Raw genomic sequence first — 24,009 nt, 5'->3', positions numbered from 1 at the left:
CAGGCAGAGCACAAAAATCGACACTGCCGGGGCGCCCCGACCGCGCCCTTTCCCGGGAATTCCTTGACGGCCGTCCGGATTACGCAGCCCGCGTGACCATCCAGACGCCGACCAGGATGATGAGCGCCCCAACCGCCTGCATGGGCCGCAGCAGATGCTCGTGCACCGCCGTGAACGACAGCACGACGAGCATCGAAACCGCCACCATGGTCGGGTAGGCAATGCCGAGCGACGCCTTGCGCAGCGCGAGCGCATAAAGCACGAACCCGATGCCGTAAGCGCCAACGGCCGCGCCACGCGCAATCCACGGCCATAAGCTCGATTCGCCGAGCGCGATTCCCTTGAGCGCTGCCACCCTGAGCAACACGCTGGCGAGTCCACCGAAAACACCGCTCGCAATCACGATCAACCCGTTCATTGCGCGGCCTCCGTCGCCGTTGCTGCGTCGAATCGGCGACCGGCCGGGGCACGAACCGCGTCCGGCACCACCGCGCTGCCGCCAAAAATCGCATTGAAGCGGTTCGCACCGTGCAGTGCGATCAATACGATTGCGGGAAAGACGACCGAGAAGTTTCGCGCTTCGTCCCGGTAACCGAAAAAGAAGAACAGCACGAGCACCGGCATGAACGCTGCGCCGAAGTAGGCACGGTAACGGCCTGGCGTCGCACGCCATGCCGCCCTGAAGAACACCGCAAGCGGCACGAGCATCAACGGGTTCTCGAGGCTCGGGGTAAAGATGCCTTTGCCGATGAGGTTGTAGAACGACAGATAGGAAGCCGGATTCAGCCAGAACCGTATGTTGTCCCACACGTGATATTCGACGAATCCGCCGGCATTGGCACCATACCCGCTCATGATGAACTGACGGGTCGCCACGCAGATACCCAGTTGCAGCACGAGCCACATCAGGCGCTTGAACATTGCAACGTCGCGGTCGTGCAGGAAGAACAGCGCGAGCGGAACCAGGAAGAACGTCTCCTTGTTCAGGGAAAAGACGGCGATCATCAGCGTGCAGGCCAGCAGCCGTTTCGTCAGCAGGAAATAGCACGCACCGAGCACCCCGAGCAGTTCGAAGAAATCGTAGTAGTAGCCGCCCTGCTGAAACGTGAGCGGATAGACGAAACTGAATGCCGCCAGAAAACCGACCGAATGCCCAAAGCTCAGGCCGTGCAGCCTTGCCAGCTTGTAGACCAGCAACAGCGCAAACAGCGTCGACAGCACAATCGCGATGTAGGTCAGGTGATAGACGATCGCCACGACCGGCGTCCAGTACTCGCCCGGCACGCTCGTGAAATACGCGTTGCGCAGTGAATCATGCCGTGAGATCGATTTGAACAGCTTGTCCCGCGTCGCCCCGTCGAGGCGTTCGGCCAGCGCTTTCGCGGCCTTCGGAAACGACGAGCGGTAGACGAACGGCTTCGGTGCGTCGCCGTTCATCATCCCGACGAGGCTGTAGCTCGTGGCGAAAGTGCCCTTCTGGTCGTCACGGAACCCCCACTTCAACAGCATGCTGTTGGTGATATTTCCTGCGCACACGAACAGCAGCACGTAGACGATGGCAAAGCGGCAGAATGCCCGCACGCGGTTTCGGTTCTTTTCCGTCATAGGATGGGTGTCGCTTACAGCGCAGGCATGAAGTGAGCGGCCAGCACCAGCGCCACCATCGCGCAAAGCATGCCGAAACTACCGCGATTTTCGAGAATATGAACGATCGGATCGTCGTTCATCGTGCCGCGGACCGTCGCGATCCACAGCCGGCCGAACAGGTAGATCAGACCGATCTGCACGAGCCAAAGCAAATGCGGAACGGTGTAGCGCGCGGCGGTTTCGGGAGCATTGATGAACAGGCCGAACACGACCACGGCGGCCAGCGACGCGCCGATCCCGAACGGCCAGAGCACCTCGAGGTCCCCCACTCGGTAATCCCGGCCCGCCGATACACGCTTGTCGTTCTGGCGCAAGAACACGAGTTCGGAGCAGCGCTTCACGAGCGCAAGACTGAGAAAGGCAAGCACGGAAAATGCGAGGAGCCAGCGGCTGACCGCGATGCGCGACGCAATGGCGCCCGCAACGATCCGGTGCGTGTACAACAGCGACAACACGACGACATCGAGCAGCACGACCGATTTCAGGCGCCAGCTATAGGCGGTCGTCAGCAGCAGATAGAGCGCGAACATGCCGGCAAACTCGGCCGATACCGCGAATGCCAGCGCAAACGCCACCGCGAGCAGCAGCGCGGCGGCGCCCATACCCCGGGCAATCGACAACGTCCCGTTCGCGAACGCGCGATTGCGCTTGCGAGGATGGCGCCGGTCGTTGTCCAGATCCCAAAGATCGTTGCCGATGTAGGTTGCCGATGCGCCCAGCGACATCGCCAGAAATGCGAGCACGAGCGTGGCGACCTTGTCGGCGTCGAAGAACGCAAAAGCCGTCAGCAGCGGGACGAACAACAGCAGGTTTTTCAACCATTGATGGACGCGCAGCGCCTTGCACCATGTCGAGAAGCTGGCACACTCGTTCGAAAATTCCCGCTCGACGGGAATGCTGCTCCGGATATCTGCGGCAATATCGGGCGAAACGCCAGCGAGAATGGCGCCCTTCGCACCGGCCCAGATCGGCATGTCGGCCTTGCTGTCGCCGGCATAGACGAAGTCGTCGCCGACCTGCTCGCGGATGCCCGCGAGCTTGGTTTCGCTTTTCAGGTTGGTGTCGCCGTGAGTCGCGATGACGAGATCGAACAGGCCAAGATGGGCGTCTACCCGCTCGGCAATCGAACGATGAGCGGCCGTCGCCAGCACGATCTTGCGGCCGCCTTTGCGTTCGTGAGCCAGGTAATCGACAAGCGACTCGCGGTAAGGAATCGTCTCCGCCCGGAAATCGGCCTGCTCCGCAACCTTGCCCTTGAATGCGGCGCGACCGCCAGCGAGCCAGAAAGGCAGCCGCAACAGATTCGCCGGTTGATGCTTGACGACACTTAGCACGGATTCCATCAACGTGTCAGATGTCGTCAGCGTGCCGTCGAGATCGACGACAAGCGGAAGTTTTCTGGTCTCTCGCATTATTCGTGAGTCATTTCCGTTTGACATGGATGTCAAACTGGTCAATCTGTTATGTGCACGACTGCTGCCGTCGCGAAGGCGACAGCAACGTAGCTTCGACGATTTTCGCCCCTGACCTCATTGCGTGCCTCGCCCGAAGCGCGCGGATATTACCAGAAAACAGGCCAATGAAGATGACAATCGATCAACAGGATCGCGTGCCGGACGCGGAATCCCACAAGGAAAGGGCCGCTCCGTCGAGATGAGCTGCAAGTCTTTTCAAAAGCGACAAACCTGGCAATCTTGTTTTTTGTGTTTTTATTATTGAAATAATTTTAATTAAACAAATTACATATTTCCACTTCAAATCAACCGGAATTTATTTTAATTACACTTCATTCATTTTTCGGTCGAATGACGGGCATTCCCGGCACCCGCCAATATTAAGAAAAACGCCTGGATTAAAGTACGTCGAGCCCAACGCCCTGTCGGGTAATCTGGCCGATGTCGGCGCCATTACGAGGCAACAATACAAAAACTCGAGCCTCACTTCGCCCGCTCATGCTCCCCCAACCCGATCGCCTTGTAGTCGTAAGTCGGGTAGAACTCCGTCCGATACGCACCCCAAGCCGTATCTTCGAGCACCCGATTGACCTCGCGCACCCGCGATGCCGGCAACCGCAACACGACGATCTGCCCGATCCCCATCGTCACGGTCCAGCTCACCACTTCGACGCCCGGCGGCGGAAACGCCTTGTAGAACCCCTGCTTCGCCAGTTGCGCGTTCAGCTCGGCGAGCGGGCGCGACTGGTCGTGTTTCAGGAAGACGGTGAGCAGCACCGCGTTGTCGGGCGTTGCCGCAGCCGAACCGGCGGGTACGGTCGATGTCTGGCCGATGGCCGGCGCGCTGCAGGTCACGGCCGCCACCAACGCCGCGGCAATGGCCAAAGTACGAACCGGAAAATGAAGAGATACCGTCATGACGCGACTCCTTCGTTTCGTGGCTGGAGCCGCCATCATGCGCCGCCTCGGCCAGCGCTGCAGTCAACCGGCCGATGCAACGCTTACGCCGCGCCCGTGCCGTCGCGCTCCCGCAGCACGTCGATGAACGCGCGCAGCTTCGCCGGCACGTGCTTGCGATTCACGTAATACAGCCACATCGGCGGCAGCGTCCGGCACGCGCCCGGCAACACCTCGACGAGCGTGGCGTCGCGCAAGTCCTGCTCGATGCGCTCGCGCATGAACGCAAACGCGATCCCGACACCGGCACGCGCCGCGTCGATCACCGCATCGGCATCGTTCGTCACGAATACGCCTTCCGGATCGAGATCGACATCGCGGCGCCCGTCGTGCAGCAGCCATTTGTGCAGCCGCCCGCTCTCCGAAAACCGGAAGCGGATACATGCATGACGTTCGAGCGCCGCGATCGACGCCGGCGTGCCGTACCGCGCCAGATAACCGGGCGACGCGACCAGCGCGCACGAAAGCGCCGGCGCGATCCGCACGCCGATCGTCCCCGGCTGCAGCCGGTCGGCGAGGCGAATCCCCGCATCGAACCCGTCCTTCGCGATGTCGACGAGTTCGTTCTCGTAGCGGATCTCGAGCCGCACTTTCGGATAACGCTCGCGGAATACGGCCAGCACCGGCGCGATCACGAGCGTGCGCGCCAGCGGCAGCGCGGTGACGCGCAACACGCCGCTCGGCTCGCTGCGCGCATCCTTCAGCGCGTCGCGCGCGTGCACGACCTGCCGGTACGCGGCCTCCGTCTGCCGCCAGTAGTGCTGCCCGGCTTCCGTCAGGCTCACGCCGCGCGTGCTGCGATTGAACAGCTTCACGTTCAGCTCGCCCTCGAGCTGCCCGATCGCGAGGCTGACGGCAGCCGGCGTCAGGCCGAGCGCGGCAGCCGCCCGCGTGAAGTTGCCGGCCGTCGCGACCGTCATGAACACGTGCAGCCCGGCCATCGGATCACGTCGGCTCATCATTAGAAAAACTTGAAACTCTTTCGAGCGGAATGCGGATTCTCCCATATACCGCAACTGCCTACACTGGGGCCTGTCGTCCCTCCGGAGCCTCGCATGGACCCGCTCACCGCCGCGCTGCCGCTCGCAGCCGCCCGCCGTACGATCGACGCAGCACTCGCGCATGCGGCGTCGCTGCAGGTTGCCGGCGTCGCCATCGCAATCGTCGATGCCGGCGCGAACCTGCTCGCGTTCGCGCGCACCGACGACTGTTTCCTCGGCGCGATCGATCTCGCGCAGCGCAAGGCGCTGACGGCGGTCCGCTTCCGCATATCGACCGGCGCGCTCGGTGCGATGTCGGGCGACGGGCCGCTGCGCGGGATCGAGTACAGCCACGGCGGGCTCGTCACGTTCGGCGGCGGCGAACCGCTCGTCGACGGTAGCGGACGCTGCGTCGGCGCAATCGGCGTTTCGGGCGGCAGCGTCGACGAAGACACCGCGATCGCCCGGCACGGCCGCGACCGCTTTCAGGCAACCCTTCCCACCACAAGGTAAGCAACATGGCACGGAAACGCATCCTCATTACCGGCGCAGGCACCGGCTTCGGCCGGGAAGTGGCGCTGCGGCTCGCAGAACGCGGCCACGACGTGACGGCCGGCGTGCGCGTCACCGTCGAGATCGACGCACTGACGGACGCCGCCGCGCAACGCGGCACCACGCTGCGCGCCATCAAGCTCGATGTCACGTCGGCCCACGATCGCGCCCGCGCGGCCGAGCTGGACGTCGACGTGCTCGTGAACAACGCGGGCGTCGGCGAAGCCGGCGCGCTCGTCGACCTGCCGGTCGGGATCGTCCGCGACCTGTTCGACGTCAACGTGTTCGGGCCGCTCGAACTCACGCAGCACATCGCGCGCGGGATGCTCGCGCGCCGGCACGGCAAGATCGTGTTCGTGTCGTCGATCGCGGGCCTGATCACCGGGCCGTTCACGGGCGCCTATTGCGCGTCGAAGCACGCGGTCGAATCGATCGCCGAGGCGATGCACGCGGAGCTGGCGCCGCACGGAATCCGTGTCGCGGTCGTGAACCCCGGCCCGTACAGCACGGGTTTCAACGACCGGATGATGGAAACGACGCGGCGCTGGCACGATCCGGCCGTCCACACGGTGACGCCCGAGCGGCTGACGTTCCCGCTCGAACAGCACGATCCGGAAGAAATGATCGCGAAGATGGTCGACGTGATCGACAGCGACGGCGGCGCGTTCCGCAACCTGCTGCCGCGGTCGTCGGAAACACTCGTCCGTGCCGAACAGGCGCGCGCGTGGGAGCGTCAGCAGTAACGCAAACCGGCGGCGGCCCGGCGGTTCATGTCATGCAGGAACGCCGTGCCCGCCGCCCGGCCTGTCGCGTGCGACGTTCGCCGTCGACGGCCTTCGCGACGGACGGCCCGGCGCGGCTCGTCGCAGGCCAACGCGTCGCCCGGGGACGGGCCCGCAAACCGGCGGGCCGCGCCGCACCGCACCGCTCGCGGTCAGTACACGTCCCGCATGTAGCGGCGCGCCTTCGCGAGCCGCGCGACGTAGTCGTTCGCGGCTTCGTCCGACATGCCGCCGTGCTCGGCGACGACGGCCTTCAGCGCGGCATCGACGTCCTTCGCCATCCGCGCGGCGTCGCCGCACACGTAGAAGTGCGCGCCTTCCTCCAGCCACGCGAACAGCTCGGCGCCCTGCTCGCGCATCCGGTCCTGCACGTAGATCTTGTCGGCCTGGTCGCGCGAGAACGCGAGATCGAGCCGCGTCAGGAAACCGCTGTCGCGCATCGCGCCCAGCTCGTCGCCGTAGTAGAAGTCCGTCTGCGCATGCTGTTCACCGAAGAACAGCCAGTTGCGCCCGCGCGCGCCGCGCGCCTGCCGTTCGTGCAGGAAGCCGCGGAACGGCGCGACGCCGGTGCCGGGGCCGACCATCACGATCGGCACGTCGCCGTTCACCGGCGGCCGGAAATGCGCGGATTTCTGCACGAACACGGGCACGCGGCCGTCGTCCGCGCGATCGGCGAGGAACGTCGATGCGACACCTTTGCGCGCGCGCCGGCCGTTGTGATAGCGCACGGCCGACACGGTCAGGTGGATCTCGCCGGGGTGCGCGCTCGGGCTCGACGCGATCGAATAAAGACGCGGCTGCATGCGCTTCAGCATCCCGACGAGTTCGTTGCCCGACAGATCGACCGGAAACTCGTGCAGCACGTCCGCGAGTTGTTGCCCCCACAACCATTGCTTCAGGTCGCCCTTGCGGTCGTCGCCGAGCAGCGCCTTCAGCGCGCCGTTCGCGCTGCGCGACGCGATGAACGCGAGCGTGTCCGGATGCGGGCGCGTGATGTCGAAATGACGAGCGAGTGCGTCGCCGAGGCGCACGTCGCCGACACCCGCCACCGACACGGGTGCATCGGCCTTCAGCGCGGTAACGGACAGCAGTTCGTCGACCAGTTCCGGGCAGTTGGTCGGCCACACGCCGAGCGCGTCGCCGGTTTCGTATTCGAGGTTCGCGCCTTCGGTCGACAACGACACGTAGCGTGTGTCCTTCGCCGCGCCCGGACGGTTGAGCCTCAGGTTCGCGACGAGCTTCGACGGCGCCGGATGCGCCTTCGTCGGCAGCAGCCCTGACGGGCCCAGGCCGCCGGTCGGCACCGCGTGCAGTGCGGCATCGGCCTCCTTGATCCGCGCGACGACGCGTTCGAGCCACTGGTCGGCATCGCGCTGGAATTCGACGTCGCAATCGACGCGCGCGCACAGGCGCGCCGCGCCGAGTTCCGCAAGCCGCGCGTCGAGCCGGCGGCCATGGCCGCAGAACTGGTCGTAGTTGCGGTCGCCGAACGCGAGCACCGCGAAGTGCACGCCGTCGAGGCGCGCGGCGCCGCCGGCCTGCAGCGCTTCCCAGAATTCGCTGCCGTTGTCGGGCGCGTCGCCGTCGCCGAACGTGCTCGTCATCAGCAGCACGTATTGCGCACCGGCGAGCGACGCCACCGGATAGTCGGACATGCACGCGGTGCGGATCTCGAAGCCCGCGTTCATCAGCTGCGTCGCGTAATCCTCGGTCAACGATTCGATGTTGCCGGTCTGCGACGCCCACAGCAGCACGACCTTCGGCCGCGTGCGCACGATCCGCACGCCGCCGGACGCGGCGGCATCGGCCGGCAGCACGGGGGCCGCGGCGCCCGGCAAGCTCGCCGGCAGCGAGCGGCTGAACAACCCGGCGAGCATCCCGTCGAACCAGAACCGCACCGGCGGCGTGAGCGGCGCGCCGGCCGGCAGCACCGGCACGCCGCCCTCGCGCCGGCCGGCGCTTGCCTTCAGCCCGCTGACGAACCCGGCCACATACAGCCGTTCGGTGTCCGTCAACGGCGGCGGCGCGAAGTCGGCGATGCTGAGCGCGGCCGCGAAAGTGTCGATGTCTGCCATGTCGGATTCCTGTGAAGCAGTCGCCTGCACCGTCGCCGGCGCGGGCCGTGCGTCGTCGGCGCGGGCATCGGGTTGCGCCGTCTGGTCGTCGGCGGACGCGAACGCAGCGGTCTCGACGCGCCGCAGCGCGACCGCGCAGTATTTCAGTTCGGGTTGCCGAGATTCGGGATCGATCGCGTCGTTCGTCACCGCGTTGATGCACAGGTCGTCGCCGTACACGTCGTTCCAGTGCATCGGCGCGAAGCAGTCGCCGCGCCGCACGCGCTCGGTCACGACGGCCGGCAGCACCGCGCGGCCGCGCGCCGAGCGGATCTCGACACTGTCCTTCGCGGCGATGCCGAGCGCGCTCGCGTCGTCCGGATGCAGCTCGACGAACGGGCGCGGGTTCAGCTTGTTCAGCATCGCGACCTTGCCCGTCTTGGTCATCGTGTGCCACTGATGCTGCAGCCGCCCCGTGTTCAGCACGATCGGGAACGTGTCGTCGGGCAATTCGGCCGGATCGACGTGCGGCCGGGCGAAGAAGCGCGCCTTGCCCGACGGCGTCGGGAACGCGATGCGCGGCGCGTCGTCGCCGTCGGCGGCCGGGCGCAGCGGCTGGCTCACGCCGTCGTTCAGGTAGCGGATCGGGCGCCGCTCGCGCGCGGTGCCCGGCGCGACCGGCCACTGCACGGGCCCGTCGCGCAGCGCCGCATGGCTCGCGCCGCGCAGGTCGTAGCCCGTCGCCGGATTCGAGAAGCGGACGATCTCGTCGAACACATCGGCCGCCGACGCATAGTCGAACGCATCGCCGAACCCCATCGCGCGCGCGACTTCCGCGACGATGCGCCAATCGGGCAGCGCGTCGCCCGGCGGCGCGACCGCCGCGCGCATCAGCGTCATGTTGCGCTCGGAGTTGATCATCACACCGTCGCCCTCGGCCCACAGCGCGCCGGGCAGCAGGATGTCCGCGTAGCGGTTGGTTTCGGTATCGAGGAACGCGTCCTGTGCGATCACGAGTTCCGCGGCCTGCAATCCGGCGATCACGTTCTGCCGGTTCGGCACCGTGGCGACCGGGTTCGTGCAGATGATCCAGCATGCCTTGATGTCGCCGGCCGCCATCCGCTCGAACAGGTCGACGGTGCCGTTGCCGGTTTCCTTGCGCAGCGTGCCGGCCGGCACGCGCCACAGGTGCTCGACGAAACGGCGATCGTCGTCGGACGCCACCGAGCGCTGGCCCGGCAGGCCGGGGCCCATGTAGCCCATCTCGCGCCCGCCCATCGCGTTCGGCTGGCCGGTCAGCGAGAACGGCCCGCTGCCGGCACGGCAGATCCTGCCCGTCGCGAGATGCAGGTTGCAGATCGCGTTGGTGTTCCACACGCCGTGCGTGCTCTGGTTGAGCCCCATCGTCCAGCAGCTCATCCATTCCTGCGCGTCGCCGATCCATTGCGCGGCCGTGCGCAGGTCAGCTTCCGCGAGCCCCGTGATTTCAGCCACGCGCCCGGGCGTGTAGTTGGCGAGGAACGCGGGCATCGCGTCCCAGCCTTCGGTGTACGCGTCGATGAACGCGCCGTCGGTGCGGCCGTTCGCATGCAGCAGGTGCAGCAGCCCGTTGGTCAGCGCGAGATCGGTGCCCGGCCGGATCTGCAGGAACAGGTCGGCCTTGTCGGCGGTGCCGGTGCGGCGCGGATCGACGACGATCAGCTTCGCGCCGGCCTTCACGCGGTCCATCATCCGCAGGAACAGGATCGGATGGCAGTCGGCCATGTTCGCGCCGATCACGAAGAACAGGTTCGCGCGATCGAAGTCCTGGTACGACCCGGGCGGGCCGTCCGCGCCGAGCGACTGCTTGTAGCCGGTGCTCGCGCTCGCCATGCAGAGGCGCGAGTTCGACTCGATGTTGTTGGTGCCGACGAAACCCTTCGCGAGCTTGTTGACGAGGTATTGCGCCTCGATCGACATCTGCCCCGACACGTAGAACGACAGCGCGTCCGGCCCGTGCGCATCGAGCACCGCCCGCAGGCGGCGCGCGGTGTCGGCGATCGCGTCGCGCGCCGGCAGCGGCACGAGGTCGTCCTCGCGCGCGCGGCGCACGAACGCGCGGTCGAGCCGCCCCGAGCGGCGCAGCGCGACGTGCGCCGACGAACCCTTCGTGCACAGCCGCCCGAAGTTGGCCGGATGGTCGGCGTCGCCGGACACCTTGACGACTTCGCCTTCCTCGACGTGCAGCACCATCCCGCAGCCGACGCCGCAGTACGGGCACACGCTCTTGACGGGGGTGGCGGTCATGCGCGCTCCGGGGCGGTCAGGCCGCGATCCACACGAAGCCGTCCTCGACCCGCGACGGATACGTGCTCACCGACTGCTCGGGTGCCTCCAGGCATTCGCCGGTGCGCAGGTCGAAATGCTGCTTGTACAGCGGCGACGCGACGACGACGCGCTCGCCGAGGCTGCCGATCAGCCCGCGCGACATCACGGCCGCCCGCGACACGGGATCGACGTTGTCGATCGCGAACACGCCGCCTTCCTCGGCATGCGCGACGTGAAAGACCGCGACCTGCTCGCCGTTGACGAGTGCACACACGCCGGTGTTCGGCACGATGTCGTCGAGCGCGCATACGCGGGTCCAGGACGGCGGAAGACGATCGTTCATGATGGGCTCCTTGAAGTGATGCGGATATCGGTCAGGCGGTTGCGGGTTCGGTCACGGCTTGCGCCGCGCTTTCGGCGACGACAGGAATCGACACGGGCTTGCCGCCCACCCGTTCGCCGGGCATCGCGGGCCGGATCTGACCGCGCGTCTCGACGAATTCGATGGTCGTGTCCGGCGCATCGCTGTTCACGAAGTGACGGAAGCGCTTGCGCGTGTCGGGATCGGTGACGGCCCGCTTCCACTCGCACTCGTAGGTGTCGACCACGTGCTGCATGTCGGCTTCGAGTTCGGCGCCGATCCCGAGCCGGTCGTGCACGACGACGTTGATCAGGTAATCGAGGCCGCCTTCGAGGTTGTCGCGCCAAACGCTCGTGCGCTGCAGCCGGTCGGCCGTGCGCACGTAGAACATCAGCAAACGGTCGATGTAGCGAACCAGCGTCGCGCGGTCGAGGTCGGACGCGAGCAGTTCCGCGTGGCGCGGCTTCATCCCGCCATTGCCGCACACGTACAGGTTCCAGCCCTTCTCGGTCGCGATGATGCCGACGTCCTTGCCCTGCGCTTCCGCACACTCGCGCGTGCAGCCGGACACGCCGAACTTGATCTTGTGCGGCGCGCGCAGCCCCTTGTAGCGATTCTCGAGGTCGATCGCGAGGCCGACCGAATCGCCGACGCCGTAACGGCACCACGTCGAGCCGACACACGACTTCACGGTGCGCAGCGCCTTGCCGTATGCGTGGCCCGATTCGAAACCGGCCGCGATCAGTTCCTCCCAGATCGACGGCAGCTGCTCGACGCGCGCACCGAACAGGTCGACGCGCTGGCCGCCGGTGATCTTCGTGTAGAGCCCGTACTTCTTCGCGACCTGACCGACCGCGATCAGCCCTTCCGGCGTGACCTCGCCGCCCGGCATGCGCGGCACGACCGAATACGTGCCGTCGCGCTGGATGTTCGCGAGGTAGTAGTCGTTCGAATCCTGCAGCCCCGCGTGCTCCTTCTTCAGCACGAACTCGTTGAAGCACGACGCGAGGATGCCCGCCACCGCCGGCTTGCACACGTCGCAGCCGAGACCATGGCCGTGCTTCGCGAGCAGCGCGTCGAAGGTCGTGATGCGCTCGACGCGGATCAGGTGGAACAGCTCCTGGCGCGAATACGGGAAGTGCTCGCAGATATGGTTGTTGACCGCGAGGCCCTGCTTCTTCATCTCGGCCTTCATGATCTGCGTGACGAGCGGCACGCAGCCGCCGCACGACGTGCCGGCGCCCGTGCACGACTTCAGCGCGCCGAGGCTCGTCGCGCCGTCGGCGACCGCCGTGCAGATCTGCGACTTCGACACGTTGTTGCACGAGCAGATCTGGGCGCCGTCAGGCAGCGCGTCGACGCCGAGCGCCGGCTTCGCGGCGCCGTCCGACGACGGCAGGATCAGGAATTCCGGCGACTCGGGCAGCTCGATGCGGTTCAGCATCATCTGCAGCAGCGTGCCGTATTCGGCCGCGTCGCCGACCATCACCGCGCCGTGCAGGAACTTGCCGCAGTCGGACACGACGAGCTTCTTGTAGACCTGGCGGCGCTCGTCCGCGTACTGGTAGGTGCGGCTGCCGGCCGTCGTGCCGTGCGCGTCGCCGATGCTCGCGACGTCGACGCCCATCAGCTTCAGCTTCGTGCTCATGTCGGCGCCCGCGAACGTAGCCCCGGCCTCGCCGTCCGCATCGCCGCCCAGTTGCTTCGCCACCACGCGCGCCATGTCGTAGCCGGGGGCGACGAGGCCGTACACCATGCCGTTCCAGGCCGCGCATTCGCCGATCGCGTAGATGTCGACGTCGCTCGTGCGGCACGCGTCGTCGATCGCGACGCCGCCGCGCGGGCCGATTTCCAGGCCGCACGCACGCGCCAGTTCGTCGCGTGCGCGAATGCCGGCCGAAAACACGATCATGTCGGCGTCGAGATGGGAGTCGTCGGCGAACGCCATCCGGTGCGTGCCCTCTTCGCCGCCTACGATCTCGAGCGTGTTCTTGCCCGTATGCACGGTCACGCCGAGCGCCTCGATCTTCGCACGCAGCATCCGGCCGCCGCCGTCGTCGACCTGCACGGCCATCAGCCGCGGCGCGAATTCGACGACGTGCGTGTCGAGCCCCATGTCGCGCAGCGCCTTCGCGCATTCGAGGCCCAGCAGCCCGCCGCCGATCACGACGCCGCGCTTCGCGTGCGTGCCGCACGCCTGCATCGCCTCGAGATCCTCGATCGTCCGGTACACGAAGCAGCCCTCACGATCGTGCCCCGGCATCGGCGGCACGAACGGGCGCGAACCCGTCGCCAGCACCAGCTTGTCGTACGCGAGCGTTTCCCCGGACGCGAGCGTGACCGTATGCGCGGCGCGGTCGATCGACGCGACGCGCGCATTCAGGCGCAGGTCGAACTGCGGATGACGCTCGAAGAAGCCGGGTTCGACGAGCGACAGGTCGTCCGCCGACTTGCCCGCGAAGAACTCGGACAGGTGCACGCGGTCGTAGGCCGGGCGCGGTTCCTCGCCGAGCACGGTGACCTGCAGCGCGCCCGCGGCGCCCGCTTCCGCCGCGACGCACTCGAGCAGCTTGTGGCCGACCATCCCGTGGCCGATGACGATGAGTTTCATGATGACGTTTCCCTCGGTCGATCAGTTCGCGACGCTGCCGGCAGCCAGCGCGCGGTCGCGCAGCTCGGCTTCGCGCGTCTTGTGTTCTTCGCTGAAGCGCACGGCCATCGCGCACAGCGCGGTCGCGGTGACGGCAAGGCCGAGCAGGCTGAGCGTGTGCTGCACGTCGCCGACGCCTTTGAGCAGGAAGCTCGCGGCGACCGCGCCGACGTTGCCGCCCGCGCCGACGATCCCCGCGACGCCGCCGAGTGCCTTGCGGTCGATGAAGGGCACCAGCGCGTAGGTCGCGCCGCACGCCATGTGCGTGAAGAGGCCGAACGCGAGCATCGCGACGAGTGCGATGCCGACGCTTTGCGCATGCGAGAACCAGATCAGCCCGAGCCCTTCGCCGACGATCAACGCGCACAGCAGCATCGCGCGCACGTCGAGGCTGCGGCGCGCGGCGACCTTGTCGGACAGCCAGCCGCCGAGCGCACGGGCGAACAGGGCGAGCAGCCCGAACATGCCGACCGCGAAACCGGCGTCCTTCAGCGACAGGCTGAAGTGATCGACGTAGTACAGCGCGGCGATGTTGTGGATGAACACCTCGACGCCGAAGCACGCGCCGTACGTGATGAACAGCATCCACACGCGATAGTTGCCGCAGGCCGCGAAGAAACTCGCCCAGCCGCCCTTCTTGCCGCTGTCGACCGTCACGCCTTCCTTGCGCAGCGCGACGAAGTCGCCTTGCGGGCAATCCTGCGTGAAGCGCCAGTACGCCCAGGCCATCGCGAGCATCGCGACGCCCGGCACGACCAGCGCGACACGCCACGACGATTCCTCGCCGAAGCCGAGCATCAGGCCGGCGGCGACGAGCAGCGGCATCAGCGCCTGCGTCGCGCCCGCGCCGGCATTGCCCCAGCCGGCCGTCGTCGCGTTCGCGGTGCCGACCACGTTCGGCGCGAACATCACCGACGTGTGGTACTGCGTGATCACGAAGCCCGCGCCGATCGCGCCGATGCCGAGCCGGCAGATCAGGAACGACAGGTAGTCGTGCGTGAACGACACCGCGAACACGGGGATCGCGCCGAGCAGCAGCAGGCCGACGTACACGCGGCGCGGGCCGAAGCGGTCGCACAGCGGGCCGACCAGCAGCCGCACGGCGATCGTCGCGGCCACGGCCGCGATGTTGATGTTGGCGACCTGCGCCGCGCTCAGGTGGAATTCGCGTGCGATCAGCGGCATCAGCGGCGCGCACGCGAACCATGCGAAGAAGCACACGAAAAACGCCATCCACGTCAGGTGGAACGCGCGCATCGGCGCGGTGTGGAGGCTGAAGAGATCGATACGGGTAGCTTTGTCGGTCATGTCATCCGCCAAACGAAAAACGGCGTCCTGCGCACCCGGTCTCGTCGAGACCCGATGCGTAGGACGCCGTTGCCCATGAAGCCCGTTGCCGGGCGCGTCTGTAATCGGTACTGCCGGACGAATCGCCATTGATTCGCCCGAACCGGCTTACGCAAACGCCGTGCCATGTCGCCGCGAATCGGGCCTGCCGCCCCGCCGCGCAAGGCTCGTCCGGCGTCGTGCGGCGCGCGGCGACAGCCGGCACACGATGCGTGGTGATGCAGCGAGGCACAGATGTGGTGCGATGCAGCACTGTCGCCGTGCGACATCGCGGTGCGCGCGGGCGGGGCACGATGCACGCGGATGCGGCATTGCGGCTGCCGGCACGCGGCGGCCGCCGGCGGGCACGGGGGCCGTACTTGGCCCGCAATTGGCCCGCAATTGGCCCGTATTCGGCCCATACTCGGCCCGCATTTCGCCCGCACGTGGCCATCGCGCGGCGCGGTGCGCACCGTTCCCGCCGCGCGGGCGCGACGGGCAATACCGGTTGGCCCGGATATTGCTGAACCCGCTGCATGACACCGGCAACGGCGCCGGTGGGCAGTCCCCCGCAAAACCGGGCCCGTCGCACAGGCGGGCCGCTCAGGACAACGGCGTCCTTCCGTGCGCGGCACGGCCGGATACCGATACGTCGACCGCCCGCCGCCGCCGCGCAACAACGCGCTATCGGCCGCCGCATGCAGGCGGCACTGGAACACGACATGACGACAGGCAAAGTCACCCTGCTGGGCGCCGGCCCCGGCGATCCCGATCTCCTCACGCTCAAAGCCGTGAAAGCGCTGGCCGCTGCCGACCTGCTGCTGCTCGACGATCTCGTCGCGCCCGGCATCGTCGAACTCGCGCCGCAGGCGCGCGTCATCCGCGTCGGCAAGCGCGGCGGTTGCCGCTCCACGCCACAGGCATTCATCGAGAAGCTGATGCGCCGTTACGCACTGCGCGGCGCGCACGTGGTGCGCGTGAAAGGCGGCGAGGCGCTGCTGTTCGGGCGCGCCGGCGAAGAACTCGCGACGCTGCGCGCCGCCGCGATTCCGGTCGAGATCGTCAACGGCATCTCGTCGGGGTTCGCCGCCGCCGCGAGCCTCGGCATCTCGCTCACGCACCGCGCGCATTGCCACGGCGTCACGTTCGTCACCGCCCATCGTCAGGACCACGGCGAACCCGACTGGGCGCGTCTCGCCGCGACCGGCACCACGCTCGCGATCTACATGGGCATGAGCCGCGTCGACAGCATCGCCGCCGGCCTGCTCGCCGTGCTGCCGGCATCGACGCCGGCCGCGGCCGTGCAATGGGCCGGCACGCCCGACGAACGCCGCTGGACCGGCACGCTCGGCGATCTCGCGCGCGGCATCGACGCAGCACGGCTCGGCAGTCCGGCCGTGATCCTCGTCGGCGGCGCGATCGGCGAAACGGCCGTGCGGGAGGTGCCGGACGCGGGCGCAGCGGGGGCCGCGATCGACACGGCCCTCTCCCGGGCCGCGTAGCATGCGCGACACCACGCGGCACCGGCCGCCCACCTGTCATGAAAACAGCGGCGCCGTTCGCACCGGCAGCCCGGTCGCCACGCGCGGCACCGGCACGACGTGCGCGCGGGGCCGCCTCCGTTCCGCGCATTGCGCTACGATTTCTCCGCCGCCGTTCGCATCATGAGTGCGCCCGCTTCCTCCCCCCGCCTGCGCGTGCTGCTCGTCACCGATACCGACAAACCGATCGGCGAGCTCGGCGACGCGCTCGCGCAGCTCGGCTACGACATGCTGAACGACGTCGCGACGCCCGCGCGCCTGCCGGCCGCCGTCGAGGAGCAGCATCCCGACGTCGTGATCATCGATACCGATTCGCCGTCGCGCGACACGCTCGAGCAGCTCGCGGTCATGCATGCGACCGCGCCGCGCCCCGTGCTGATGTTCAGCCACGACGCCAACCAGTCGCTGATCCGCGCGGCGGTCGGCGCGGGCGTCAGCGCGTATCTCGTCGAAGGGCTGTCGGCCGAACGCCTTGCACCGATTCTCGAAGTCGCGCTCGCGCGCTTCTCGCACGACGACGCGCTGCGCCGCCGGCTTGCCGATGTCGAGCGCGAACTCGCCGAACGCAAGCTGATCGACCGCGCGAAGCGGATGCTGATGGACCAGCGCAGGCTGTCCGAACACGACGCGTATGCGGCGCTGCGCAAGCGCGCGATGGATCAGGGCCTGCGCATCGTCGACGTCGCGCGGCAATTGCTCGACGCGTCACCCCAGTCATGACCGCCATGGATACCACCTCTCCCGTCGCGCCGGAACGCGCGCATCTTCGCCTCGGGTTCGTCGCGCTGAGCGACGCGGCCCCGCTGATCGTCGCACAGCGCCTGGACCTCGGTGCGCGGCACGGCCTCACGCTCGAACTCAGCCGCCAGCCGTCGTGGGCCGCCGTCCGCGACAAGCTGCTGAGCGGCGAGCTCGACGCCGCGCATGCGTTGTACGGGCTGGTCTGCGGGCTGCAGCTCGGGATCGGCGGCCCGCAGGCCGACATGGCCGCGCTGATGGTGCTGAACCGCAACGGTCAGGCGATCTCGTTGTCGCGCGGCCTCGCCGACGCCTATCGCGAAAGCGGCAGCGTGCGCGACGCGTTCGCGACGCTCGGCCGCAAGCCGCTCCTCGCGCAGACGTTCCCGACCGGCACGCACGCGATGTGGCTGAACCACTGGCTCGCGTCGCACGGCGTCGATCCGCTGCGCGACGTGCGCAGTGTCGTGATCCCGCCGCCCGAGATGGTGGCCGCGCTCGCGGGCGGCGAACTCGACGGCTTCTGCGCTGGCGAACCGTGGCATGCCGTGGCCGAGGCCTGCAACGCGGGGCGGACCGTCGCCGTCACGAGCGAGATCTGGCCCGATCATCCGGAAAAGGTGCTCGCGGCCCGGCGCGATTTCGTCGCGCTGTATCCGGCCACCGCGCGCGCGCTGATCCGCACGCTCGTCGATGCGTGCGCGTGGCTCGACAGTGCCGCGCACCGTCGCGAGGCGGCCGGCTGGCTCGCGTCGCCCGACGCGCTCGGCGTGCCGGCCCGGCTGATCGCGCCGCGCCTGCTCGGCGACTACGGATCGGGGCCGTTCGCCGTGCCGCCGCTGCCGATCCGCTTCCACGACGGCGGCGCCGTGAACCGCCCCGATCCGCGCGAAGGCGAGTGGTTCCTGTCGCAATACCGGCGCTGGGGCATGCTCGACGGTTCGCACGACGACGCGGCGATCGCCCGCGCGATCGCGCAAACCGCGTTGTATGATGCTGCCGTCGCCGAAAGCGGCGCACCGGGCCGGTCGCGGGCGTGAGGCGCGCCGCGTGATGCAGGCGGCGCGCGCTCCCGCGCCACGCCTGCCCGGGCCGCCTGTCGGCGCCGGGCGCGCGGTTCCCGGGGCGCCGCATGACCACTCCGTCCCCGATCCGATTCGATGCCGAAACCCACGCGCGCGCCGCTCGAGGTGCTGCTCACTGAAATCCGCGCGTGCCGTGCCTGCGAAGCCGACCTGCCGCTCGGCCCGCGCCCGGTCGTGCGTGCCCATCGCGACGCGCGCATCCTGATCGTCGGGCAGGCACCGGGCGCACGCGTCCATGCGAGCGGCATCCCGTGGGACGATGCGAGCGGCAAGCGGCTGCGCGGCTGGCTCGACGTCGACGCCGACACGTTCTACGACGAAACCCGCTTCGCGATCGTGCCGATGGGCTTCTGCTACCCGGGCCGCGGCGCGAGCGGCGACAACCCGCCGCGCCCCGAATGCGCGCCGCTGTGGATAGACCGGCTGCTCGCCGGGTTGCCGTCGATCCGGCTCACGCTGCTGATCGGCCAGTATGCGCAGCGGCACTTCCTGCGCGACGCGCGCAAGGCCACGCTGACGGACACCGTACATGCGTGGCGCGACTACGGCCCCGGCGTGCTGCCGCTGCCGCATCCGTCGCCGCGCAACCAGGCGTGGTTCAAGCACCATCCGTGGTTCGACGCCGACGTCGTGCCCGAGCTGCGACGCCGGATCGCGCCGCTAGTCGCCCGGTAAACGAAATCACCGCCGTGTCGCGACGCTTCGCGACACCCCGTCATCCGTATCGAATCAAGCATGAACGACACCCCTACCGACCTCGACTTTGCCTGCAACGGCTGCGGCGGATGCTGCCGCGACCTGCGCATTCCGCTCACGATCGACGAGGCCACCGCATGGCTGCAGCGCGGCGGCCACGTGGAGCTGCTGTGCGACGCGATGCCATGGCTCGTCGAGCCCGAGCCCGACAACGCGTTCGCCGCGTACAAACGCGCACGCTCGAGCGCCGCGCTCAGCGGCTCGCTGCCCGTCCGCGTGACGGTCATGCTCACGGCGTCCCATGCGGGGCCGTGCCCGAACCTGCGCGACGACCTGCGATGCGCGATCTACGACGAGCGCCCGCTCGTGTGCCGGATCTACCCGGCCGAAGTGAATCCGTTCGTACCGCTGGTACCGGCCGGCAAGCAATGCACGCCCGACGCGTGGCAGCAGGCGCCCTTCGTCCGCGGCGGCACGATCGTCGACGCGGCCACCCGCGAGAACATCGCGCGCTCGCGTGCGGCGAGCGAAGCCGAAACGCCGCTGCGGGCACGGTTGTGCAAGGTGCTGGGGATCGAGACGGCGGCCGTGGCCAACGAAGGATTCGCGATCCACGCGCCGCCGGCCGCCACGCTGCTCGCCGCGCTGACGGATTTGCGCGCGTCGGCACCGGCCGACGCCGACGACGCCGTCGCGTGGACGCTGATCTCGAACCGCGCGACGACGGTGGACGCGCTCGCATCGGTCGGCGGGGCAAGCCGGCGCGCCGGCGGCGACAGCCCGCACGCCCGCTACCTCGGTTTCCACCCGGACGAATGACCGCCTCGCGGCACGCCGCGAGCGGTTCCGAGCCAGGCCGCAAGGTGGCGCGGATCGCCGCCGCGCCCGGTTCGCTGTACCATCGCGGCTCAACCGCGTCACGACCAGCAGAATCCTTCATGCCCTCCACCGCCCCGCCGCGCCTGTACGGGATGCCCGAACGCAGCGACCGGCTCGACTTCTACATCCGCGACCAGGCGTCGCGCCAGGCGATCACCGAGCCGCACCGGCACGCGTATTTCCAGATCCAGTTCAATCTCGGCGGCGACACCGAGCAGCGGATCGGCGGCGTCACGCGGCCGTTTCCGCGCGGCGCGCTCGCGTTCGTGCTGCCGCACCGCGAGCACCTGATCCCGCATCCGGAAGGCGCGCACTTCATCGTGATCAACTTCAGCCAGGCGTTCCTGCGCGCCGATCTCGACGTCGACCCGCTCGATCTGGAGGACGTGCCCGCCCACCGTTTTCCCGAGCTGACGCCGTTCCGCTTCCAGGAACACCTCGACTTCATCCTGACCGGCGACACCTACGACGAAGCGCGCCGCCTCGCGCTGTGCATGCTCGACACCGATCGCGTGCGCACGTTCGGCTCGACCACGTTGCTGCGCGGCTACCTGCTGCAGTTGATCGGGCTCGTCTGCACGCAGTACGCGGGCGCGCTCGACAAGCTCGCGCAGCGCGGCGCCCAGCGCGCCGGCCGGCGCGATGCGCTCGCGCGCGTGCTGCGGCACGTCCGCGCCAACCTCACCCGCGAGGACCTGACGCTCGCCGCGACCGCCGAAGCCGCGTTCCTGTCGCCCAACTACCTCGCGCACCTGGTCCGCAAGGAAACCGGCAGCACCTTCACCGATCTCGTGACGGAGCGCCGGATCGCGCTCGCGCAGTCGCTGCTGGCTCACACGAGCCGGCGCATCGCAGACATCGCCCGCTCGGTCGGCTTCCGCGACGAAGGGTATTTCGCGCGGCGCTTCCGCGCGCGGGTCGGCGTGTCGCCGAAGGCGTATCGCGACGCGAACGCCGCGCTGCCGGACGGCGACGACACGCCGGCAGCGCCCGACGCGTAGTTTTGTCCCGGTAAAACGCAGTTGCGTCGCATCCGGCCGCACGGGTGTCGGGTATCGTTGCACGCATGCCGGCCCGTGCGCCGCACGGGCGCGGCATCCGTCTTCCCACCGAACGAGGCCATCCGATGTCCGCATTTGTCATCGACGCTGCCGAGCGTCCTTCCGTCGAAGTCGACCAGTCGTCCGCGCGCTTTCCGGTGCGCCGCGTCTTCTGCGTCGGCCGCAACTACGCCGACCACGCGCGCGAAATGGGCGCCGATCCCGACCGCGAACCGCCGTTCTTCTTCACGAAGCCGGCCGACGCGATCGTCCCGGCCAGCGGCACCGTCCCCTATCCGCCGCTGACGAACGACCTCCATCACGAAATCGAGCTGGTCGTCGCGATCGGCAAGGACGGGCGGTCGATCGACCCGGCCGACGCGCTGTCGCACGTATGGGGCTACGGCGTCGGCGTCGACCTCACGCGCCGCGACCTGCAGGCCGAAGCGAAGAAACTGAGCCGTCCGTGGGACTGGGCGAAAGGCTTCGACGCGTCGGGCCCCGTGACCGCGTTGCGCGCGGCGTCGGCCACCGGTCATCCGGCCAAGGGCCGCATCTGGCTCGCGGTCAACGGCGACACGCGCCAGCAAGGCGACCTGGCCGACATGATCTGGGCCGTGCCCGATGTCATCGCGTACGTGTCGCGCTCGGTCGAGTTGAAGGCCGGCGATTTGATCTTCACGGGCACGCCGGCCGGCGTCGGCGCGCTGCAACCCGGTGACCGCGTGACGGGCGGCGTCGACGGCGTCGCGACGTTCGAGTTCGTGGTGGGCGCGAAGCCGTAAGCCATAAGCCGTAAGCCGTAAGCCGTACCGCAGCAAGCACGGCGGCCGCCCGCGCGGGGCCGCCGGGCAATATCCCGATTTGGGTCAGTCGTAGCGGCGCAGAAATGCGTCGGCGACGGCCGGCGGATTCAGCGCTTTCGCCGATTCGTTTTCCAGCGCTTCGGCCGCGTCGTCGTCGCTGATCGACACGAACAGCGTGATCGCCGCCCGTTCGTCGCCGGTGCCGAACAGGCCCTCGCGGTCGAGCAGGCGCAACGCACCGATCATGTCGGCGTGCAGTTGCCGCGAAAATTCCGGGAATCTCGACCGGACAAACTGCGGGCTCAGCACGTCGTCGGCGAGCTTGCCGCAGATCGCATTGAACGGCGACGCTTCCGCCGCCGCATACGCCCATTCCGAAAAGCCCCACGCATACCACGGGTCGTCGTCCGCGACAGCCTGCTGCTCGCGGACCCGGCGCAGCCCCTCGACCGAATTGGCTGCGGGCACCACCGTCATCGCGCCGCTGTCGGTATACAGCGCGAACGCGTAGAAATGCTCGTCCGGGTGCAGCGCCCGCAGCGCCCTGAATGTCGCTCTCGCGGCGTCGGCGATGTCTCGCTGGAAATCAGAAAAGTCGCTCATCGTTCCCTCGTCCAATCGACCTTCGCGCGCCGGAGCATGCTCGGCGCGCGGCGGGTTCGTCGTCTCCCGATATGCGATCGATTGTCCGCCCATCGCCCGCGGGACGGTAGCGGTACCCGCACCCATGTCCGCGCCCATGCCCGCACCGGTGCCCGATTCTGCGCGGCGATACCGCGTACTCGCGTTCACCGCCCGGCGTCCCGTGCGTCGAACACCCGCACGCAGACGGCCGCCGCCAGCGCGATCGCGGCCGACAGCAGCATCATCGCCAGCGGCGCATAGCCCGCGTTGCCGGGCGTCAGTACCGCCCCCGTCAACGACGAAAGCGCGGCGCCGCCGGCGATCGTCATCGCACCGGCCAGCCCCGACGCGCTCCCGGCCAGCGCCGGGCGCACCGACACCGCGCCGGCATGGGCACCGGGATTCGTCAGCCCGTTGCCGATGCCGACCAGCACGCACGGCCCGAACCACGCGATCGCATGCGTCGCGCCGCCGAACATCGACGCGAGGCCGATCAACGGTCCCGCGCATGCAACGATCCGCCCGCACAGGATCGTCGTGGCCAGCGCGAAGCGGCGCGCGTAACGCGCGGCCAGGAAGCTGCCGCACACGAAGCCGGCCGTGATAGTCCCCATGTAGAAGCCGATTTCCGCGGGCGGGATGCCGAACACCGTTTGCGCGGCCAGCGGCGCGCCGGCCAGGAACGCGTAGAACGAGCCGGTCGAAAACGCCATGCACAGCGCGTAGGCCCAGAAACGGCGCGCGCGCAGCAGCGCCGGATACGCGCGCAGCTGCTGCCCGAGGCTCGACGACCGGTTCGCATGGGTTTCGACGAAATCGAACCCGCACCAGACGAACAGCGCGACGCCCGCCGCGCCGAGCAGCCAGAAGCTCGCGCGCCAGCCCGCCGTCTGGTCGAGCGCGCCGCCGAGCGTCGGGCCGAGCATCGGCGCGAACGCGGCCGCCATCGCCGCGTAGCCGATCCGGCTCGCCGCGCGCGCACCGCCGCCGGTATCCCGGATCGTCGCCATCGACACCGGATAGACCGACGTGATCGCCGCCTGCATCAGCCGGCATGCCAGAAACACCCGGATATCGGTCGCCATCGCACAGCCGAGCGAGCCGAGCGCGAAGATGCCGACGCTCGCCAGCACGACCGGCCGCCGCCCGAACCGGTCCGACAGCGGCCCCATCACGAACTCCAGCGACGCGGCCACCGCCGCGTAACCGCCGAGCGACAGCGCGACGAGCGCGTAGTCCGCGCGCAGGTCGCGCGCGATTGCCGGCAGCGACGGCAGGAACAGGCTCAGCGGCAGCACCGAGCACGCGCACAGCAGGATCAGCGTCGCGTGTCGCGGCGACGCCCGTTCGGAAGCGATCGGCAGGTTCGGTTGCAAGCGGATGTCCTCCGCGCACGTGCCGCACGGCCGTGCGCAATGCAAAAAAAAAAGCCCCCGAACGAGTCGGGGGCGCAGGGATGCCGGCGCGGTGCCGCTACCGGACCCTGCGCCTGTGTACGACTACGATGAAGGTTGCTGCTTTCATGCCGGA

General features: G+C 68.5%; 20 protein-coding genes. 9 read left to right on the top strand and 11 right to left on the bottom strand.

Features of this window, described 5'->3' with window-relative positions; translation table 11 throughout:
• Positions 1–79: 79 nt before the first annotated feature.
• From DPV79_RS26210 to DPV79_RS26190, 5 genes are all read right to left on the bottom strand, one after another.
• Positions 80–418 (bottom strand): small multidrug resistance protein, encoded by a 339-nt coding sequence (locus DPV79_RS26210; RefSeq protein WP_113046829.1) that lies wholly within the window; start codon positions 416–418, stop codon positions 80–82.
• The gene (locus DPV79_RS26205) at positions 415–1,605 is read right to left on the bottom strand and encodes a hypothetical protein (protein ID WP_113046828.1); all 1,191 of its coding nucleotides are present in this window, start codon (positions 1,603–1,605) and stop codon (positions 415–417) included. The genes DPV79_RS26210 and DPV79_RS26205 overlap by 4 nt, the downstream gene beginning before the upstream one ends.
• A 14-nt stretch (positions 1,606–1,619) precedes the next feature.
• On the bottom strand, positions 1,620–3,059 hold the full coding sequence (locus DPV79_RS26200; RefSeq protein WP_060220398.1) for a UbiA family prenyltransferase: 1,440 nt from the start codon (positions 3,057–3,059) through the stop codon (positions 1,620–1,622).
• Positions 3,060–3,584: 525 nt separating this feature from the next.
• Positions 3,585–4,019 (bottom strand): hypothetical protein, encoded by a 435-nt coding sequence (locus tag DPV79_RS26195; protein WP_021162920.1) that lies wholly within the window; start codon positions 4,017–4,019, stop codon positions 3,585–3,587.
• 83 nt (positions 4,020–4,102) lie between these two features.
• Entirely contained in the window at positions 4,103–5,017 is a 915-nt protein-coding gene (locus DPV79_RS26190) for a LysR family transcriptional regulator (RefSeq protein WP_113046848.1), read from the bottom strand.
• Between the two features lie 96 nt (positions 5,018–5,113).
• On the opposite strand from DPV79_RS26190, the gene DPV79_RS26185 reads away from it, so the two are divergent.
• Both DPV79_RS26185 and DPV79_RS26180 read left to right on the top strand, forming a co-directional pair.
• Positions 5,114–5,551 carry a GlcG/HbpS family heme-binding protein gene (locus DPV79_RS26185; protein ID WP_113046827.1) on the top strand — a complete coding sequence of 146 codons (438 nt, stop codon included), beginning with the start codon at positions 5,114–5,116 and terminating at the stop codon, positions 5,549–5,551.
• 5 nt (positions 5,552–5,556) lie between these two features.
• Complete coding sequence (locus tag DPV79_RS26180) at positions 5,557–6,333, top strand: SDR family oxidoreductase (RefSeq protein WP_113046826.1); 777 nt, start codon at positions 5,557–5,559, stop codon at positions 6,331–6,333.
• A 191-nt stretch (positions 6,334–6,524) separates the two neighbouring features.
• Here DPV79_RS26180 and DPV79_RS26175 read toward each other — a convergent pair whose 3' ends face one another.
• From DPV79_RS26175 to DPV79_RS26160, 4 genes are read right to left on the bottom strand one after another with little or no spacing between them, the layout of a single operon-like run.
• Positions 6,525–10,712: a bifunctional nitrate reductase/sulfite reductase flavoprotein subunit alpha gene (locus DPV79_RS26175; RefSeq protein ID WP_113046825.1), complete on the bottom strand. Its 4,188-nt coding sequence runs from the start codon at positions 10,710–10,712 to the stop codon at positions 6,525–6,527.
• Between the two features lie 16 nt (positions 10,713–10,728).
• Positions 10,729–11,076, bottom strand: coding sequence for a nitrite reductase small subunit NirD (nirD, locus tag DPV79_RS26170; protein WP_060061619.1), 348 nt, complete (start codon positions 11,074–11,076; stop codon positions 10,729–10,731).
• A gap of 31 nt (positions 11,077–11,107) precedes the next feature.
• The gene (gene nirB / locus DPV79_RS26165; RefSeq protein ID WP_113046824.1) at positions 11,108–13,705 is read right to left on the bottom strand and encodes a nitrite reductase large subunit NirB; all 2,598 of its coding nucleotides are present in this window, start codon (positions 13,703–13,705) and stop codon (positions 11,108–11,110) included.
• A gap of 21 nt (positions 13,706–13,726) precedes the next feature.
• The gene (locus tag DPV79_RS26160) at positions 13,727–15,052 is read right to left on the bottom strand and encodes an MFS transporter (RefSeq protein ID WP_113046823.1); all 1,326 of its coding nucleotides are present in this window, start codon (positions 15,050–15,052) and stop codon (positions 13,727–13,729) included.
• Between the two features lie 740 nt (positions 15,053–15,792).
• On the opposite strand from DPV79_RS26160, the gene cobA reads away from it, so the two are divergent.
• The 7 genes from cobA (at position 15,793) to DPV79_RS26120 (ending at position 21,834) form a co-directional block, all read left to right on the top strand.
• A complete protein-coding gene (gene cobA, locus DPV79_RS26150; protein WP_113046847.1) occupies positions 15,793–16,572 on the top strand; it encodes a uroporphyrinogen-III C-methyltransferase in 780 nt (259 codons plus the stop codon).
• Positions 16,573–16,734: 162 nt separating this feature from the next.
• Positions 16,735–17,331 (top strand): ANTAR domain-containing response regulator, encoded by a 597-nt coding sequence (locus DPV79_RS26145; RefSeq protein WP_042977474.1) that lies wholly within the window; start codon positions 16,735–16,737, stop codon positions 17,329–17,331.
• A 5-nt stretch (positions 17,332–17,336) separates the two neighbouring features.
• Positions 17,337–18,389, top strand: a complete 1,053-nt coding sequence (locus DPV79_RS26140; protein ID WP_113046822.1) for a CmpA/NrtA family ABC transporter substrate-binding protein — start codon at positions 17,337–17,339, stop codon at positions 18,387–18,389.
• 120 nt (positions 18,390–18,509) lie between these two features.
• Positions 18,510–19,109 (top strand): uracil-DNA glycosylase family protein, encoded by a 600-nt coding sequence (locus DPV79_RS26135; protein ID WP_113046821.1) that lies wholly within the window; start codon positions 18,510–18,512, stop codon positions 19,107–19,109.
• A gap of 60 nt (positions 19,110–19,169) precedes the next feature.
• Positions 19,170–19,949 carry a YkgJ family cysteine cluster protein gene (locus DPV79_RS26130; RefSeq protein ID WP_060052386.1) on the top strand — a complete coding sequence of 260 codons (780 nt, stop codon included), beginning with the start codon at positions 19,170–19,172 and terminating at the stop codon, positions 19,947–19,949.
• Positions 19,950–20,068: 119 nt separating this feature from the next.
• Positions 20,069–21,010 (top strand): helix-turn-helix transcriptional regulator, encoded by a 942-nt coding sequence (locus DPV79_RS26125; RefSeq protein ID WP_027791818.1) that lies wholly within the window; start codon positions 20,069–20,071, stop codon positions 21,008–21,010.
• 125 nt (positions 21,011–21,135) lie between these two features.
• Positions 21,136–21,834, top strand: coding sequence for a fumarylacetoacetate hydrolase family protein (locus DPV79_RS26120; protein ID WP_060061613.1), 699 nt, complete (start codon positions 21,136–21,138; stop codon positions 21,832–21,834).
• Positions 21,835–21,918: 84 nt separating this feature from the next.
• Here DPV79_RS26120 and DPV79_RS26115 read toward each other — a convergent pair whose 3' ends face one another.
• The gene (locus DPV79_RS26115) at positions 21,919–22,458 is read right to left on the bottom strand and encodes a DUF4303 domain-containing protein (RefSeq protein WP_059488020.1); all 540 of its coding nucleotides are present in this window, start codon (positions 22,456–22,458) and stop codon (positions 21,919–21,921) included.
• A gap of 185 nt (positions 22,459–22,643) precedes the next feature.
• Complete coding sequence (locus DPV79_RS26110) at positions 22,644–23,855, bottom strand: MFS transporter (protein ID WP_113046846.1); 1,212 nt, start codon at positions 23,853–23,855, stop codon at positions 22,644–22,646.
• Positions 23,856–24,009: the final 154 nt, after the last annotated feature.

It is taken from the genome of Burkholderia reimsis, from assembly GCF_003294055.1.
In the GTDB taxonomy this organism is placed as follows: Bacteria; Pseudomonadota; Gammaproteobacteria; order Burkholderiales; family Burkholderiaceae; genus Burkholderia; species Burkholderia cepacia.
Note: the sequence above shows the minus strand (reverse complement) of the source record. Positions and strands in the feature narration are given on the sequence as shown.

Coding starts and splice junctions, on each gene's coding strand:
- DPV79_RS26210 (WP_113046829.1), bottom strand. CDS start 418: ATGAACGGGTTGATCGTGATTGCGAGCGGTGTTTTCGGTGGACTCGCC.
- DPV79_RS26205 (WP_113046828.1), bottom strand. CDS start 1,605: ATGACGGAAAAGAACCGAAACCGCGTGCGGGCATTCTGCCGCTTTGCC.
- DPV79_RS26200 (WP_060220398.1), bottom strand. CDS start 3,059: ATGCGAGAGACCAGAAAACTTCCGCTTGTCGTCGATCTCGACGGCACG.
- DPV79_RS26195 (WP_021162920.1), bottom strand. CDS start 4,019: ATGACGGTATCTCTTCATTTTCCGGTTCGTACTTTGGCCATTGCCGCG.
- DPV79_RS26190 (WP_113046848.1), bottom strand. CDS start 5,017: ATGAGCCGACGTGATCCGATGGCCGGGCTGCACGTGTTCATGACGGTC.
- DPV79_RS26185 (WP_113046827.1), top strand. CDS start 5,114: ATGGACCCGCTCACCGCCGCGCTGCCGCTCGCAGCCGCCCGCCGTACG.
- DPV79_RS26180 (WP_113046826.1), top strand. CDS start 5,557: ATGGCACGGAAACGCATCCTCATTACCGGCGCAGGCACCGGCTTCGGC.
- DPV79_RS26175 (WP_113046825.1), bottom strand. CDS start 10,712: ATGACCGCCACCCCCGTCAAGAGCGTGTGCCCGTACTGCGGCGTCGGC.
- nirD (WP_060061619.1), bottom strand. CDS start 11,076: ATGAACGATCGTCTTCCGCCGTCCTGGACCCGCGTATGCGCGCTCGAC.
- nirB (WP_113046824.1), bottom strand. CDS start 13,705: ATGAAACTCATCGTCATCGGCCACGGGATGGTCGGCCACAAGCTGCTC.
- DPV79_RS26160 (WP_113046823.1), bottom strand. CDS start 15,052: ATGACCGACAAAGCTACCCGTATCGATCTCTTCAGCCTCCACACCGCG.
- cobA (WP_113046847.1), top strand. CDS start 15,793: ATGACGACAGGCAAAGTCACCCTGCTGGGCGCCGGCCCCGGCGATCCC.
- DPV79_RS26145 (WP_042977474.1), top strand. CDS start 16,735: ATGAGTGCGCCCGCTTCCTCCCCCCGCCTGCGCGTGCTGCTCGTCACC.
- DPV79_RS26140 (WP_113046822.1), top strand. CDS start 17,337: ATGGATACCACCTCTCCCGTCGCGCCGGAACGCGCGCATCTTCGCCTC.
- DPV79_RS26135 (WP_113046821.1), top strand. CDS start 18,510: ATGCCGAAACCCACGCGCGCGCCGCTCGAGGTGCTGCTCACTGAAATC.
- DPV79_RS26130 (WP_060052386.1), top strand. CDS start 19,170: ATGAACGACACCCCTACCGACCTCGACTTTGCCTGCAACGGCTGCGGC.
- DPV79_RS26125 (WP_027791818.1), top strand. CDS start 20,069: ATGCCCTCCACCGCCCCGCCGCGCCTGTACGGGATGCCCGAACGCAGC.
- DPV79_RS26120 (WP_060061613.1), top strand. CDS start 21,136: ATGTCCGCATTTGTCATCGACGCTGCCGAGCGTCCTTCCGTCGAAGTC.
- DPV79_RS26115 (WP_059488020.1), bottom strand. CDS start 22,458: ATGAGCGACTTTTCTGATTTCCAGCGAGACATCGCCGACGCCGCGAGA.